Annotated in this window: 16 protein-coding genes and 1 pseudogene; 7 read left to right on the top strand and 10 right to left on the bottom strand. The window is 69.1% G+C overall.

Going from position 1 to position 14,656, the window contains the following annotated elements:
- Positions 1–14: 14 nt before the first annotated feature.
- The 5 genes from ABD324_RS12100 to ABD324_RS12080 all read right to left on the bottom strand — a co-directional run bounded on the left by ABD324_RS12100 (position 15) and on the right by ABD324_RS12080 (position 5,023).
- Complete coding sequence (locus ABD324_RS12100; RefSeq protein ID WP_344416370.1) at positions 15–1,595, bottom strand: class I adenylate-forming enzyme family protein; 1,581 nt, start codon at positions 1,593–1,595, stop codon at positions 15–17.
- An 87-nt stretch (positions 1,596–1,682) separates the two neighbouring features.
- Positions 1,683–2,159, bottom strand: a complete 477-nt coding sequence (locus tag ABD324_RS12095) for a hypothetical protein (RefSeq protein WP_344415609.1) — start codon at positions 2,157–2,159, stop codon at positions 1,683–1,685.
- Positions 2,160–2,636: 477 nt separating this feature from the next.
- Positions 2,637–3,518 (bottom strand): alpha/beta hydrolase fold domain-containing protein, encoded by an 882-nt coding sequence (locus tag ABD324_RS12090; protein WP_344415607.1) that lies wholly within the window; start codon positions 3,516–3,518, stop codon positions 2,637–2,639.
- 78 nt (positions 3,519–3,596) lie between these two features.
- A complete protein-coding gene (locus tag ABD324_RS12085) occupies positions 3,597–4,067 on the bottom strand; it encodes a nuclear transport factor 2 family protein (protein WP_344415605.1) in 471 nt (156 codons plus the stop codon).
- A complete protein-coding gene (locus tag ABD324_RS12080; protein ID WP_344415603.1) occupies positions 4,064–5,023 on the bottom strand; it encodes a TIGR03619 family F420-dependent LLM class oxidoreductase in 960 nt (319 codons plus the stop codon). Before ABD324_RS12080 ends, ABD324_RS12085 begins: the two co-directional genes overlap by 4 nt.
- 381 nt (positions 5,024–5,404) lie before the next feature.
- Between ABD324_RS12080 and ABD324_RS12075 the strand changes: the two genes are divergently transcribed.
- Positions 5,405–5,809 (top strand): nuclear transport factor 2 family protein, encoded by a 405-nt coding sequence (locus tag ABD324_RS12075; protein ID WP_344415601.1) that lies wholly within the window; start codon positions 5,405–5,407, stop codon positions 5,807–5,809.
- 109 nt (positions 5,810–5,918) lie between these two features.
- Entirely contained in the window at positions 5,919–6,371 is a 453-nt protein-coding gene (locus tag ABD324_RS12070) for an SDR family NAD(P)-dependent oxidoreductase (protein ID WP_344415599.1), read from the top strand.
- Between the two features lie 417 nt (positions 6,372–6,788).
- Here the strand turns inward: ABD324_RS12070 and ABD324_RS12065 are convergent, their stop codons facing one another.
- From ABD324_RS12065 to ABD324_RS12045, 5 genes are all read right to left on the bottom strand, one after another.
- The gene (locus ABD324_RS12065) at positions 6,789–7,856 is read right to left on the bottom strand and encodes a Zn-dependent alcohol dehydrogenase (protein WP_344415597.1); all 1,068 of its coding nucleotides are present in this window, start codon (positions 7,854–7,856) and stop codon (positions 6,789–6,791) included.
- Positions 7,857–7,903: 47 nt separating this feature from the next.
- Positions 7,904–9,109 (bottom strand): amidohydrolase family protein, encoded by a 1,206-nt coding sequence (locus tag ABD324_RS12060; RefSeq protein WP_344415595.1) that lies wholly within the window; start codon positions 9,107–9,109, stop codon positions 7,904–7,906.
- Positions 9,110–9,261: 152 nt separating this feature from the next.
- Positions 9,262–9,501 carry a nuclear transport factor 2-like protein gene (locus ABD324_RS12055; protein ID WP_344415593.1) on the bottom strand — a complete coding sequence of 80 codons (240 nt, stop codon included), beginning with the start codon at positions 9,499–9,501 and terminating at the stop codon, positions 9,262–9,264.
- Positions 9,502–9,531: 30 nt separating this feature from the next.
- On the bottom strand, positions 9,532–9,663 hold the full coding sequence (locus ABD324_RS12050; protein WP_344415591.1) for a hypothetical protein: 132 nt from the start codon (positions 9,661–9,663) through the stop codon (positions 9,532–9,534).
- A gap of 25 nt (positions 9,664–9,688) precedes the next feature.
- Positions 9,689–11,596 (bottom strand): flavin-containing monooxygenase, encoded by a 1,908-nt coding sequence (locus ABD324_RS12045; RefSeq protein ID WP_344415589.1) that lies wholly within the window; start codon positions 11,594–11,596, stop codon positions 9,689–9,691.
- Positions 11,597–12,080: 484 nt separating this feature from the next.
- On the opposite strand from ABD324_RS12045, the gene ABD324_RS12040 reads away from it, so the two are divergent.
- The 5 genes and pseudogenes from ABD324_RS12040 to ABD324_RS12025 all read left to right on the top strand — a co-directional run bounded on the left by ABD324_RS12040 (position 12,081) and on the right by ABD324_RS12025 (position 14,620).
- The gene (locus ABD324_RS12040; protein WP_344415586.1) at positions 12,081–12,998 is read left to right on the top strand and encodes an LLM class F420-dependent oxidoreductase; all 918 of its coding nucleotides are present in this window, start codon (positions 12,081–12,083) and stop codon (positions 12,996–12,998) included.
- Between the two features lie 30 nt (positions 12,999–13,028).
- Positions 13,029–13,388, top strand: a complete 360-nt coding sequence (locus ABD324_RS12035) for an EthD domain-containing protein (RefSeq protein WP_344415584.1) — start codon at positions 13,029–13,031, stop codon at positions 13,386–13,388.
- A gap of 71 nt (positions 13,389–13,459) precedes the next feature.
- A pseudogene (locus ABD324_RS37200) lies at positions 13,460–13,558 on the top strand (NAD(P)-binding protein); the annotation flags it as partial.
- 564 nt (positions 13,559–14,122) lie between these two features.
- Positions 14,123–14,269: a hypothetical protein gene (locus ABD324_RS12030; protein WP_344415582.1), complete on the top strand. Its 147-nt coding sequence runs from the start codon at positions 14,123–14,125 to the stop codon at positions 14,267–14,269.
- 96 nt (positions 14,270–14,365) lie between these two features.
- Positions 14,366–14,620 (top strand): hypothetical protein, encoded by a 255-nt coding sequence (locus ABD324_RS12025; RefSeq protein ID WP_344415581.1) that lies wholly within the window; start codon positions 14,366–14,368, stop codon positions 14,618–14,620.
- Positions 14,621–14,656 lie beyond the last annotated feature (36 nt).

Below are 14,656 nucleotides of genomic sequence, written 5' to 3'. Positions count from 1 at the left end.
GGGCCACGTGGTGTTCAGCTGGTGGACCGCGCCGCGGGCGCGCTGAACCGGCTTCGCAGGTCCCGCTTTTGCACCTTGCCCAGCGACGACCGCGGCAGGACGTCGACGACCTCGAGCCGTTCCGGGACCTTCTGCGCCGGCAGCCCGAGCGCCAGGCAGTGCTCGCGCAGCTCTGACAGCGTCGGTACCACCCGGCCTTCCGCCACCACGACGACCGCACAGGCCCGCTCCCCGTAGCTGACGTCCGGCAGCCCGATGACTGCGACGTCCCCGACCCCGGGGTGCGAGGCGACGGCCTGCTCCAGCTCGAGAGCGGAGATATTCTCGGCGTTGCGGATGATGATGTCCTTGAGCCGCCCGGTGATGCGCAGGTGGCCGGTGATCTCGATGACACCCAAGTCCCCGGTCCGCACGAACCCGTCCGGCGTCACGACGTCCTCGGGAGCCGGACCGAGATAGCCCGCGAAGGCCTGAGGGCCACGCAGGAGGACCTCGCCCTCCTCCCCCGCCGGGACGTCCCGGCCCGCCGAGTCCACTGTGCGCATCTCGACGCCGGGCACGGCCCGCCCTTCGGTGTGGGCCACAAGCTCGTCGGAGTCGTCGAAGGACGCCACGGTCGCGATCGGGAATTCGGTCAGCCCGTACGAGCCGAGGATGCCCTTGCCACCGAGCTCGGCGCGGACCCGCGCATGCATCTCGGCGCTCTTGGGTGCACCGCCGTTGACGCAGGCCCGCAGCCGCGGGTAAAGCCGGTCGTCGGAAGCCTGCTGGGCGTTCAGGTAGGCCGCGAAGAAGGGGGACGCCGACCCCAGCAGGGTTGCACCCACCTCCGCCATCAGGCGAGGCGTCCGCTCGCGGTCGAACGTGGAGAACAGGGCTATAACGTGCCCGCAGACCAGCTGGTTGGCCAGGTTGTTCGCGCCGCCGATGTGACTGACGGGGAAGGCGATGGGCCAGACGTCCGACGGTCCGAGGCCCCACCGCACGGTGAAGCCAGTGCCGCCGCTCATCACGGAGCGGTCGGTGTGCAGGATTCCCTTGGGCTCCGCCGTGGTGCCCGACGAGTGGTAAATCCACCGCACTCCGTCCGCGGCGGGCGCCGGGGGCAGCGCGTCGGGGTCCCCGACCGGCAGCGCCAGCCCGCGGCCGTCGTGACCCTCCCACGGCAGCGTGAGGACGTCGAAACCATGGGTGGCCGAGAGCTCGGACGCCATGGCGGCGTGGTCGAAACCGCGGAACCTGTCGGCGACGACGAACAGCCGGGGTCCGACCTGGCGCGCGATTGCATCGACGTCCGCATGCCGCAGCATGGGGATGATCGGGTTCTGGACCGCACCCAGGCGCGCGAGCGCCCCGAGCAGCACCATGGCTTCGAGCCCGGTGGGCAGCTGCCAGGAGACGCGGTCGCCGGGCCGGACGCCGTGCTCCACCGCGAGTCCCGCCGCGACGGCCTCGCATCGGTCGCGGTATTGCCCGAAGGTCAGCGTCCGACTCCGGTCGTCGAGATACATCGTCGCGCCGGGGGTTTCCCTGGACCTCTGCTCGATGAGCTCCCACAGGGTGGCCGGATATGTGGGAACCGCGCGCTCCGCCATGAGCACAGTTGTCCTCCTCAGACGCCGTGGCGCCGCCGGGCGGACCCCGGCGACGCCACGACAGTAGAGCCCGGAATCGGAGCCAGACTATCTCACCAAGCGCTTGCTTGCCTCGTCTGCATCGGGTTCCGTGCCTGAGGTCACTCCGGCCTTGTCCAGGGCGATCCCGCGAATCTCCTTCGACGCCAGGATGAGCAGGAACGTCAGTACGTACATGCCGATGGCGTACCAGGTGAACACGCTCGCGGAGCCGCGAGAGCTGAGCCACGTGTTGAGGTACGAGGCGATGCCTCCGAAGATCGCGGCGGAGAAGGCGACGACGAGCTGATGGCGAGACCACCGCTGCGGGTGGGGAACTGCTCGGCCATCCTGGCGAGCTGGGTGCCGGTGTTGAGCGCGAGCACGAAGTTGGCGATAGACGCCGCCAGCAGGAGGCTTCAGGCACTGCAGCTCAGCAGACCGGGCGAAGACACCGAAGATCGTCCAGTCGAGGAACTTGAGCGCCTGGCCGAAGTTGGCCGCCACCAGTTGTCGCTTCTGCGACATCTTTGCCTGATCCGCCATCGGATCTTCCTGGAATAGTTGGAGCAGCAGACTCGGCACTACGCGGCCGACTGAGGACGAGTAGTGCTGGATGAGGTCGAGCAGACGTTCGATGTGCGGGCCGCGACCGGCCGCGCCGCTGTCGTGGCGCAGCGGGCCTGGAGGTCCGGTCCGTCGTCAGGCGTGAGGAGCCGCAGCTCCAGGCCATCCGGTCGACAGATCACCGGGGAACAGGACTTTTCGTGCAGCGGTCGATTCCGTCAAGTCGACTCTCCATCGAGTTCACACACGTGATCCCGAGCTCTCATGGAGCAGCCGATCGACCAGGCGCCGGCAAGATAGAATTCTACTGTCTGACGAAGTCGTCAAGCTGCCACCCACGCCCGCCTAGTTCCCCTCGGAGCCGAGAATATGCATATACCGAGCATCGATCCGTACGCCGGACAGCCACTTCGGATGCCTCAATTTGACGCTTCTCTCAAATCGCGTCGACAGTAGTTAGGGTCTCGCCGCGCACCCGTGCCCGACGAAATGAGCTATGCGCGCGACGGTGGTCGCGGTGTGGGGCGAGTCGGGGGTCACGACGGGCCACGAGTGCACGGCGTCGGGCAGCACCGAGAGGTCCACCTGTTGCCCCGCCCGCGCCATCCTGGACGCGAGCCCGGCGGCGTCGCCGATCAGGGACTCCCCCGTCCCCACCAGCACTACGGTGGGAGGAAGGCCGACGACGTCGGCGAGGACCGGCGAGACCAGCGGGTCGTCGTCCCGGTGGCCCTGCAGATAGGTCTCCGCCGCCTGGCGGGCAGAGTCCAGAGGAAACATCCGGTCGGTGTTCGTCGGCGAGGTGAACGTGTCCGACACGCACCGGAGGTCCAGCCATGGCGAGAGCAGCACCAGACCGTCCACGGGCAGCCCCTCGTCGCGCGCGACGAGGGCGGCGGACAACGCGAGGCCCGCCCCCGCCGAGTCACCGGCCAGGACCACCCGGCCGGTGCCGGACGCGGACCGCACCGCGGCGAGAACAGCCAGGGCGTCCCGCAGACCGGCCGGGAAGGGGTGCTCGGGGGCCAGCCGGTAGTCGACCAGCACGATCCGCTCCACACCTGCCCCCACCAGCGCGCCGGCGAAGGCGGTGTACGCCACCGGGCTGCCTAGCCTGAACCCGCCGCCGTGCAGGTAGACCAGCACCTCCTGTCCTGTGGCCCCGCGCACCTCGAGCGTCCGGCACGGAACGCCCGCGACCTCGCCGTCCACGACGGCGATACCGGGTACCGCGTCCGGCTCCGTACCGGCCGCGGCCAGCCGCCGGGCGGCCAGCTCGTCGTCGGCCGGGTAGCCGGGCCGCTCAGCGGGCAGTGACGACGGAGTCGCAGCCGACATCTGACACCTCACGATCACGTGTGCAGGACAGGGGCGGGCCGGACCTGCCGTGCGGGCCGGCTCGATGATCGGGCCGGCTCATCCGGGGACGAAGTCAGTCACCGGGTGGCGCTCGACCCACAGCCGGTGCAGCTGGCGGCGGGTGAACAACCAGCGGCCGTCCCGGTTCACGTACCGGTCGGCGTACCGCATGACCCACGTCTCGACCGAGGTGGGGTCCTCTTCGGACACATGTCGGGCGGTGGCGGACACCGACCCCTCGTAGAGACCGGGGCTGGCGCCCTCCCGCACGACCGAGCCAACGACGGCGTGCATCGTCGCCGTGCCCGGACCGGTCCGACCCAGGGCCTTCCGCACCGCGGCAGGCCCGACGATTTCAATCCACTCGCCCTCCGCCCGCACGCCCGACCGGATGGCCGCGACGACCAGGGCTCCTTCGGGGGCGAACAGCTCGGACGCACGGTCGAGATCGTGGACGTCCACAGCGTGTGCGTACTCGTCCGCCAGGGCACGGGTCGCGACCCGGACGGCGGTGAGGTCCGCGCTCACAGTCCGCCCCTCCCTGCGGCACCGGCGGAAACGAGGCCGGGGAAGCGGTCGTGGAACGCCGACACGAACCCGGGGAGGAGCCGCAACGCCTCGTCCTCGTCACGGTCGAGCGAGGTCAGCCGGAACGACAGGTCGGTCACGCCCGCATCGAGGAGCTCCGACGCCCGGTCGAACGTGGCGGCGACATCGAGCCCGCCCGCCTCGGTCCGCGCCATGGACAGCTTGCCCTCGACGCGGAAGGCCGAGGTGTCCCGACCCGCGGCGAGCAGCGCCGCCCGGAGCTCGACCACCGCGACCGCCAGCTCCGGGTTCGACATCCCCATGATCGGGATCCAGGCGTCCCCGAACCGCATGATCCGCCTCAGCACCGCCCGACTGAGCGATCCCGACACCCAGATCGGTACGTCGGGCCGGCGCGGCGAGCACCAGACGTCCTCGGCCCGGGACGGGCCCAGGTCGAGCGAGGCGGGCGCGTCGTCCCACAGGGCGCGGACGGTCTGCAGCGTCTCGTCCAGCAGGTGGCCGCGCCTAGCAAAGTCGAGGCCCGACGCCTCGTACTCCCGCGCCTGCCAACCAGTCCCCACGCCGAGGTCTAGCCGCCCGCCGGAGAGCACGTCCAGCGTCGCCGCGGTCTTCGCGAGCAGGGCCCCGCTCCGGAGCGGCGCGACGAGCACACCGGTCGCCAGCCTGATCCGGGAGGTCCGCCCCGCCAGCATCGCGAGCACGGTGAGCGGCTCGAGCCACGGCTCGTCGGGGCCGGTCGGGAACCGGCCCCATGAGTAGGCATCGGTCTCTGACCCCATCACGACGTGATCGACGGCCACCAGCCGGTCGACGCGTGCCTCGTCGGCGGCGACGGCGACGCGGACCAGCGCGGCCGGATCGAGGGCAGCCGCCCCAAAATTTACCAGTTGCAGGCTAAGCGCGGGTACACGTCGCGCATCGGGCACGGTCACGTCGGTCCTCTCCTGGAGCTGTCCGGGCAGCTCCAGCCCGCCCGGATGCGCGCGAACCGTTGCCCGTCTGGGGTAGACAACCCGTCCTTGACGATAACGTCAAGTGCCGATGGGACAGTGCGATACCATCCAGCTCGTCCACCGTTCGTGGAACCTAACCCGAACAGACCAGGCACATGCTATCGAGAATTGCTGCTGGTAGATCCGTCGAACACAGATTGACACAACTGTCAAGCAGTTGTAGCGTGACGCGGCCCGGGCAGGATCCCGAGCCCTCCCGCACAGAGCGCTGAGGGCTCGTTGGGAACGGTTCACACGCGGCGGCCCGCGGCTCCGGTTTCGCGCGGCTCTCATTCGGAACCCGCGCAGGAAGGGACGACGATGTCGGAAACGACCACCGAAGAAATCATCAAGATCGTGGAGGACTTCCACCAGAACATGGGTCGGCTCAGCCCCGACGAGGCCACGGCCCTCTTCAAAGACGACGGCTACATCCAGATGATGATGAAGGAGCCGTACTCCGGCCGGGACGAGATCCACCAGATGTTCTCGGCCTGGTCGAGCAACTACACCGACGTCATCACCGTGCCGCGGACCGTCACCGGTCAGGACAACCGCGTTGCCGTCGAGTGGCTCGACACCTCCGACCACAACGGCAAGCACTACGAGATCCCCGTGTGCGCGATGTTCGAGTTCGACGGGAACAAGATCGCGGCGTGGCGGCTGTACTACGACTACGCCGCAGAACGCGGCCAGGACGCCGGGCTCAAGCCGCCGGTGGAGTAAGGGTACGGGTCCATCGGGCGGTCTCGCATCATCCGAAGTGGACGCCGCGCCGTCAGCAAGGGGCGGGCTCCCGGAGGCCGGGAGCCCGCCCCAGACGTCTCCGCACCCGTTGCCGCACACGGACAGGACGACCACCCTCAAGGCCTGCAACGCACTCGTCACCGGCGCGAGCCAGAGCATCAGCGCCGCGATCGCGCAGCGGTTCGCCGCCGCGGGGGCGAACCGTTGCCCTCACCGGCCGCACCATGAACTCCGGCGACAGCCCCTGGCCGGCGGTCTGGACGAGGCCGTCTTCCGCTGCGCGCGACACGGGACGGTCGCCGTGCCGCTGGTCGCCGACCTGACGGACGAGGCGGATCGGTCCCAGATCGTCGACTTGGCGGCGGCGCAGCTGGGCGGCCCCGTCGACATCCTGGTCAACAACGCCGCGGCAGGCATCCACCTGCCAGCCGCCGAGATGGCGCCCCGCCACCGGCGCCTGATGTTCGAGGTGAACTTCCACGCGCCCGTCGACCTCGCACAGGCGGCGATCCCCGGGATGCGCGCCCGCGGCGGGGGCTAAATCGTCAACATCTCCTTCGCCGCCGCATGCTCGTAGCCGGGACCGCCTTTCGCGGTGTCGCCCATGGGAACCACCGGCGGCCCCCGGCGCCACCAAGGCGGCGCTGAACCGGTACTCGAACGTGCTCGCCGTGGAGCTGTACGGGAGCGGAATCAGGGTCAACGCGCTCGAACCGGCCAAGGTGGTCCTCACCGAGGGCGCGGCGGCCCACCTTGGGGGACGGGACGTTCGACTGCAACCCGGTCGAGGTGATCACAGAAGTGGCCCTGGCGTTGTCGCAGTGCCCCGAGGAGGCCTCCGGGGGACGTGGACCGACGAGGAGATCGTGGACCGTCTCGGGCTGACGGTCGCACCCCGGACGGCTCCGCCGACCTGGACAGGTGAGATCACGGCGGAAGCCGTTGCCCCTCAGCCCTGCTACGTCAGCTGGAGGACCCCCCGGTTGAGCTTGCCCGCGCGCAGGTCCTCAATGGCGTCCTCGTAGGCCTCCAGCGGGTAGGTGCGCGTGATGAGCTCGTCGAGCAGCAACCGGCCCGCCCCGTAGAGCTCGACGTAGCGCGCCACGTCTGCGGCCGGCCGCGAGGAGCCGTACCGGCAGCCGAGGATGGACTTGTCGAGGTAAAGCGCGCTCATCGGCACGGACAGCTCCGCACCGGGTCCCGCCACTCCCAGGAGAATCACCTGGCCGTGCCAGTCCGTCATCTCGACCGCCTGGCTGACGAGGTCCGGGTGCCCCACGCACTCGAAGACATGCGCCACCCCGGTTCTAGTGAGGTCGCGGACCGCCCGCACGGCGTCGGTCTCGCGCGGGTCGACGAAGGCGGTGGCGCCGAAGCGGCGTGCGTCCGCCTCCTTCTCAGGGTTCGCATCGATCGCGATGATCGACGCGGCGCCGGCGAGCCGGGCCGCCTGGATGACGTTGAGCCCGACGCCGCCGGCTCCGATGACGGCCACCGACTCGCCCACTTGGACATTCGCCCGGTTGAATACTGCACCGGCACCGGTGAGGACGCAGCAGCCGATGAGGCAGGCCGAGGCGAACGGGATCTGCTTCGGGATGGACACCGCCTGCCCCGCCCGGACGACGATCCGGTCGCTGAAGGTGGACAGCGCCGCGAAGTTGTACAGCGGCTCGCCGGCGCGCTGGAACGGGGTCTCGGTGATCCCGAAGGTGCTACGGCACATCCCGGGCCGCCCGGTGACGCAGGCCGGACACACCCCGCAGTTCGCCAGGGTGCTCAGCACGATGTGGTCGCCGACGGCAAGTCCGGTCACCCCCGGCCCGACCTCCTCGACGACCCCCGCGCCCTCGTGCCCCAGGACGACCGGCACGGGGAACGGAAGCGACCCCTTGATCACGCTGAGATCACTCTGGCAGACGCCGCTGGCGTGCACGCGCACGGACACTTCGCCGATGCCCGGCGCCCGGACCTCGACATCCTCGCAGAGCTTCGTCGAACCACCGTCGAAGATGACTGCTCTCACGCTCTCGACCTCCCCGTCGATCCTTCGGGCCTCGGTGGCCCCTCGCCTCAGGCCGCGTCGGCCGCAGGGTTGCGCACCGGGATGCCTAGGAACCGCCGCGCGTTGTCCCCCATGAAGTCGCGGGCCCGCTTCTCGTCCATGCCTTCGGCGTACTTGTAGAAGCCGCGGGGCTCGGTGAGCCCCTCGGGGTGCGGGTAGTCGGAACCGAAGAGGACCCGGTCCCAGCCCACGGTCTCCACGACGTCCTCCACGGAGCCCTCCCAGAACGGGCTGACCCACACGTTGCGGCGGAAGACGTCGAGCGGGTGCTCCTCGAACGTCTGCGGCATCTTCCCGTGGGCGTCCTGCAGGTCGTGGAACAGCGGCTTGATCCAGGCACTGCCATTCTCGATGCTCGCGACCCGCAGCTTCGGGAACCGGGTGAAGGTCCCATGGCAGATGAGGCTGGTCAGCATGTCCGCGATCTCGCGATGCCCCAGGACGACCTGGCGGAACGAGCTCACCGCGGTGAAGTCGTTGGTCGCCGGCGGCTCCCACATGTCGATGTAGTCCGTCAGCGGCGGCTGGCTACCGTGCAGCACGACCGGCATGTTCGCGTCCGCGACGTCCGACCAGAACGGGTCGAACTCGGGCAGGGCCGGGGACCGCCAACCGTGCAGGCCCTTGGTCGGGGCGGGCTTGATCAGGACCGCCCGGGCGCCGTTCGTCACCGCGTACTCGAGTTCACGGCGCGCGTCGTCCACGAGGGCGCACGAGATCACGGGTGTGGAGAAGAGCCGGTCCTGGTAGGAGAAGCTCCAGGTGTCGAGCATCCAGCGGTTGAGCGCGTGGATGATCGCGACAACCAGCTCCGGGTCGTTCGCCGCGGTGTGCTCAACCAGGTTCGCCAGGGTGGGGTAGCAGAGTGCCTCGTCAACGCCGTGCTCGTCCATGACGGCGATGCGGGGCTCCGGCTCCCGGAACGCCGGGATCGAGTCCATGCCCTTGCCCGAGAGCTCGCGCAGCGTCAGGCCCTCGACGTTGTTGCCCGAATAGAACGGCTCCCACGCGCCCGGGGCGGCGACCCGCTCGAACGTCGGGTTCGGGATGAACTCGGTGATGTGGTTGTTGATCGCGATCCGCGTGTGCCTGCCGACCTGCACGAACTGCACGGCCTTGCGGTAGCGCTCCGGGAGGTACCGGGTCAGGGCCTCGGGGGTCTCGTACATGTGCTGGTCTGCATCGAAGATCGGTGCATTCATGAACTGGGTCATTTGTCTACCTCCGGCTGTGGAATAGAATTCGCCCGCACGTTGGTTCGATTGACGTTTACGTCAACTCACTGATCAGGGTCGCCCGAGCAGTCCCCGCAAGGCCGTTCGGGGGCGGTGTGCCCCCTCCGGCACACCGCGCCTACATGCATCCGTCACCTCGTGGGCGGCTTGAGCCCGGCGTGGTCGCGCTGCACGGAGTGGCTGCAGTACACGCGCCAGGCCGCGATCTTCTCGCCGTCCAACTCTAAGACGCCGAAGCACGGGTGCTCGTGGTGCTTACCCTTGTGGTCGCTGGTGTCGAGCCATTCGACGACGACCCGGTTACCCTGGGCCGTCACCGTCCGCGGGATGGTGACGGCCCCCGAGTTGTGGGCCGACCACACGGAGGACATCTGACGAATCTCGGCCCGCCCGGCGTACGGCTACTTCATCATCATCTGTATGTAGCCATCCGCGGTGAACAGGCCGGCCGCCTCGTCCGGGGTCAGCCTGCCCATCTCGGCATGGAACCGCTCCACGATGGCGACGATCGTCTCGGTGCCCGGGCTGGCCACCCGACGTGCCCCCTTCGCGCCTGATTCAGGTGAGGTCGAAGTCGTCCAGCCGGGGCTCGACGCACATGTCGTAGAAGTCCTCGGCCTCGAACGGCGTGTTCACCTGCAGCCGCCCCCACTCGTTCACGTAGTAGTTCTTCGCCCGCGAACCGTCGTCGGCAAGGAAGACGAGCCCCGAGGCCGTCTCCTGCACGAGCTTGTTGTACTCGTCGTGCACCTCCCGGCGCACGTTCATCGAGGAGTGGCCGCCCTCGACCATGGCGACGATGGCCTTGCTGATGTAGGCGGTCCAGATCTCGAACCAGCTGACCAGGCCGGCACCGCCGGAGATCGGCTGGGAGTTGGGCCCGTAGAGCATGAACATGTTCGGAAAGTCGGGAATGGTCATGCCGAGGTACGCCTGGGCCCCCTGCTTCGCCCACTCGTCCTCGAGCCGGATCCCGCCCAGGCCCCGATAGTCGGCCGGCCACAGGTAGCGCCCGGTTTGGAACCCGATCGCCGCGACGATCATGTCGACCTCGCGCGACGTGCCGTCGGCGGTCACGATCTCGTGGGCCCCGATCCGCTTGATCGGCTCCGTCACGAGCTCGGTGTTGTCCCGGACCAGCGCCTTATACCAGTTGTTGTCGACCACAGGGCGCCGGGCGAGGGGGGCGTAGTCCGGGACCAGGCGGTCCACCAGGTCCTCCCGGTCCCCCACTTGCATCTTGATGTACTGGACGAGGCCGGCGCGGATCGTGTCGTTGACCTCGCTGACCGCGCCGCCCTTCGCCTGCCACTCCGGGTCCGGGATCAGGAGCTTGCGGGCGTCGAGCAGCGGCATCTGGCCGACATAGCGGTTCCAATTCCAGTACCACGGCATCGCGTCGAGCAGCCAGCTCACGTGCGGGCTCAGCGGGTCGCCGTAGTGCTCGCGGGGGCTGATCCACTGCGGGGTCCGCTGCATCACGTGGACCTGGTCGGCCTCGGCGGCGATCTGCGACAGCAGCTGCACCCCGGTCGAGCCGTTGCCAATGACGGCGACCCGCTTGCCCCGCGCGCTGTTCTCCTCGCTCCACGCCGTGGAGTGCACGATCTCGCCCTTGAAGTCCTCGACACCCGGGATGTCGAGCTCGCGCGGCGTGGCGAACAGGCCGGCGGCGCTCACGACCACGTTGAAGTCCGCCACGGCCTCACCCTCGGCGGTCCCCGCGCGGACCGTCCAGCAGGAGGTCGCCTCGTCGAAGGTGAGCTCCTTGACGTCGTGCCCGAACCGGATGTTGTCGAGGACCCCCCGCTTGCGGGCGACGTCCTCGATGTACTGGCGGACCTCTTTCTGCCGCGCGAAGTACTCGGTCCAGCGGTGGTCCTTCTCGAACCCGAACTCGTAGGTCGACGAGAGGGTGTCGACACGGGCGTCGGGATAGGTGTTGATGCTCCAGACGCCGCCCACCTCGGATCGCCGCTCGTAGATCATGTACGGGATGCCCAACAGCTCGAGCTGCACGCCCATCACAACCCCGGCGAGGCCCGACCCCACGATGAGCACCCGGAAGTCGGCGGGGAGCTCGGGGGCGGTCCCATCCTTCCACACGGCCCGGTGCGAGAACTCCTCGAAGCACAGCAGCGTCCGCCGCATCCGCAGAAGGTCGTCGGAGACCTCCCGTGCCTCGGCCATCCGGATCAGCGCGTCCCGCCGGTCGGCGTCCGGGATCCGGGTGTCGCGCGGCGCGCCCTCCTGCAGGGACATTAGATACCGCACGGCGAGGTCCTTGAGCTTCGCCTGGTCCTCGTTGGTCAGGGTCACCAGCTCGCCGGCGCCGCCCCGGACGATGATCCGGGTGCTGCGGAGCGCCGCTACCTCGGGATCCTCGGTCGCCTGGTAGAGGGCCATGCGCAGCGAGTTGAGGTCTGCCTGCTCGACCGCCTCACGGACAAATGCTTCGTCGACCACGACCGGCCCACACTCCTGATCTCGATACGACCCGGCCGCGGCGCACGAGTCGGCAGTAGCCCTCGTCCGACACGACCTCGGGACGGGAAGCGGCGTCGTGGTGTCCCGTGCCGATGCGGCGGCAGCCTCATCGGTACGGACCCGGCGGGCCGCTATTCTTGAATAGGGTTCACTTACCGTCAGCGGACGACCAAGCGCTCGACACCGGCACAGCAAGCGCTTGAGTCGACGGGATGAGGAAACTCTCTTTTGACGAAATCGTCAAGAGCTGACGGCGACCACCTCCTAACGCGACCTCGGGACACGGGCCTCGAAGCACGATGACCTGCGACGCGGTGACCACCACCGACCAAGCGTAGTTGACATACCCGTCAAGCACATCTAGAACGAGAGGGATCGGTCGTCCACGACCCGTTCCGTCGACCACCGCGGGCCCACGGCAGGCCGGCGCAACGATGCGGCGCTCCAGCAGCGTGAGGATGCGATGCAGTTCAACTTCCAGTTCCCCACCCGGGCCGTCAAGCACTGGGGTGCCTGGGTCGGCGAGGGTGATCTCGCGGACCTGGCCGTCGCGGCCGAGGAGTGCGGGTTCGCCGTCTTCAGCGCGACGGACCACCCCTTCCCGCTGGAGACCTGGGTGAGCCAGGGCGGGCACCACGCGTTCGACCCGTTCGTCGCCCTGGCCTACGCCGCGGCACGCACCAGCCGGATCCGGCTGCTCACCAACCTGCTGGTCGCCGGGTACCGCAACCCCTACCTGATGGCCAAGTCGCTCGCCAGCCTCGATGTGCTTTCGGGAGGACGCGTGATCGCCGGGATGGGGGCCGGGTACATGCAGGAGGAGTTCTCCGCGCTGGGAGGGACGTTCGCGGGCCGGGGCGCGCGGTTCGACGCCGCGATCGATGCGATGCGCGCGTCCTGGAGCGGAGAGCCGGTCTGCGCGGACGGGCTGTTCCCCGCGGCGGGCAACGTCGCGCTTCCCCGGCCGAGCGGGGCCGCGGGCCCGCCGATCTGGATCGGCGGGAACGGACGGCCGGCGAAGAGGCGCATCAGCAGCAGGGCGGACGGCTGGCTGCCGTTCGAGCAATCCGCCGCGATGGCCGAGGTCACCGGCACGCCGCCGCTGACGCCGGTGCAGCTGCCCGAGGAGATCGCGGAGATCCGGCGGATGCGTGTCGACGCAGGCCGCCCCGCCGAGTTCGACGTCTGCTTCACCCCCCTGCTCGGCAAGGACGCCCGGGCGAACGCGGACCACCTCGCGGCACAGCTCGACGGGTATGCCGACGCGGGCGTGACCCACGTCTGCATCGAGTCGCGGGCGCGCAGCTTCGCCGACTGCCTGACCGAGCTGGAGACCTACTCCACCCTGGTTGCGCCCGTGGCCGCCGGGCCCGGACGCTGAACCACCCACCACTCGACGAGGAGTCCGCAGATGTTCAAGGTCATGCTGCTCGTGAAGCGCAAGCCGGGGATGTCGATGGAGGACTTCGTCGACTACTACGAAAACGTGCACGCCGCTCGGGACAAGAGCGGGTCCGGGATCGTCCACTACGCACGGCACTACCTGCGGCCCGCCCCGTCCTTCACCGACGATGAGACCGCCGAGCCGCCGTTCGACGCCGTGACCGAGGTCTGGTACTCCGACCGCGCGGCCTACGACGCCATCCGGGAGAAGCTGGTGCAGAAACCGGCGTGGGTCGCGGACGTGGTCGCCGACGAGGAGCGGTTCATGGACCGCGCCCGCTGCCGCACCGTGTTCGTCGACTCGCGCGTCAGCGAGATGCACCCCTGAGAACTCCACCGATCAGTTTCACCACCTGAAGGGGAACTACAGTGCCGCAGGCTTAACGGCTCGTCGTCGTCGGAGCAGGCTTCGGTGGCATCTACGCGCTGCACAAGCTGCGCGAGCGCGGCTTCGAGGTGCTGCTGCTGGAGAAGGCTCCCGGCGCGGGCGGGACGTGATTTTGGAACTGCTACCCGGGCGCCCGGGTCAACGTGTCGGCATCGAGTACTCCTACAGCTTCTCGGACGAGATCCAGCAGGAGTGGGACTGGAGCGAGGTGATGCCCACCCAGCCCGAGTTCGAGCGCTTCCTCAACTTCGTCCCCGGCCGGCTCGACCTGCTCCGCGACATGCGGTTCGGGACGACCGTGACGGCCGCGGAGTACGTCGAGTCCACCGCGGGCTGGACCCTGCACACCGACGACGGGCAGACCCCGAGCACTCAGTTCGTCGTGGCGGCGACTGGTCTCTCGGCCCCTCACCCCGTCGGTCCCCGGTCACGAGGACTTCGCCGGGGTGAGCATCATGACCAGCACCTTCTCCCGCGGAGGCTTTCACCGGCAAGCGGGTCGCCGTGGTCGGGACCGGGTCCTCGGGGGTGCAGGTCATCCCGGACATCGCCAAGCAGGCGGCGTCGCTGCACCTCTTCCAGCGGTCGGCAGCGGTCACCAGGCCGGCAAGCAACCGGCCGATCGAGCGCACGGAGATGGAGACGATCAAGCGACCTATCCCGAGCTACGCCGCATGCTGGCCGCATCGTTCACCGGGACCCTGCACGTCGGCGAGATCACGGTCGAGGACCTCCCGAAGGACGCGCTCATCCTGAAGGCGACGCCGGAGGAGATCCAGCGCAAGGTCGACCATGACGGCTGGTCCGCCGCGTGGGGCTGACGGGACGCCCCTTCGGCGACCCGGAGGCAACAAGGCCGCGTCCGAACTGTACGGCGACATGGTCCGCAGGGCTACAACAAGGACCACGTCACGCTCGTGGACCTACGCAAGGAGCCGGTCACGCGGGTCACGCGCATGGGCACCGAGACCGCGGCGGGAGCCTACGAGTTCGACGTCATCGTGTACTCCACGGGCTTCGACGCCATCACCGGCGCGCTGCTGCGGATCGACATCCGGGACCGGGACGGCGTCTCGCTGAGGGACCACTGGACCGAGACCCCGGTGCAGCCGAACGACTCACGCCAGTGGGTGAACCGCGCGTGCTGGGCGGCGCGGGAGCCAGAGACGTAGCCACCGCTGTGTATGCCGAGGATGCACGGCGAGGGC

The organism is Pseudonocardia ailaonensis (assembly GCF_039531635.1).
Classification (GTDB): Bacteria; Actinomycetota; Actinomycetes; order Mycobacteriales; family Pseudonocardiaceae; genus Pseudonocardia; species Pseudonocardia ailaonensis.
The sequence above is the reverse complement of the archived record's forward strand: the minus strand, read 5'-3'. Positions and strand labels throughout refer to the sequence as shown.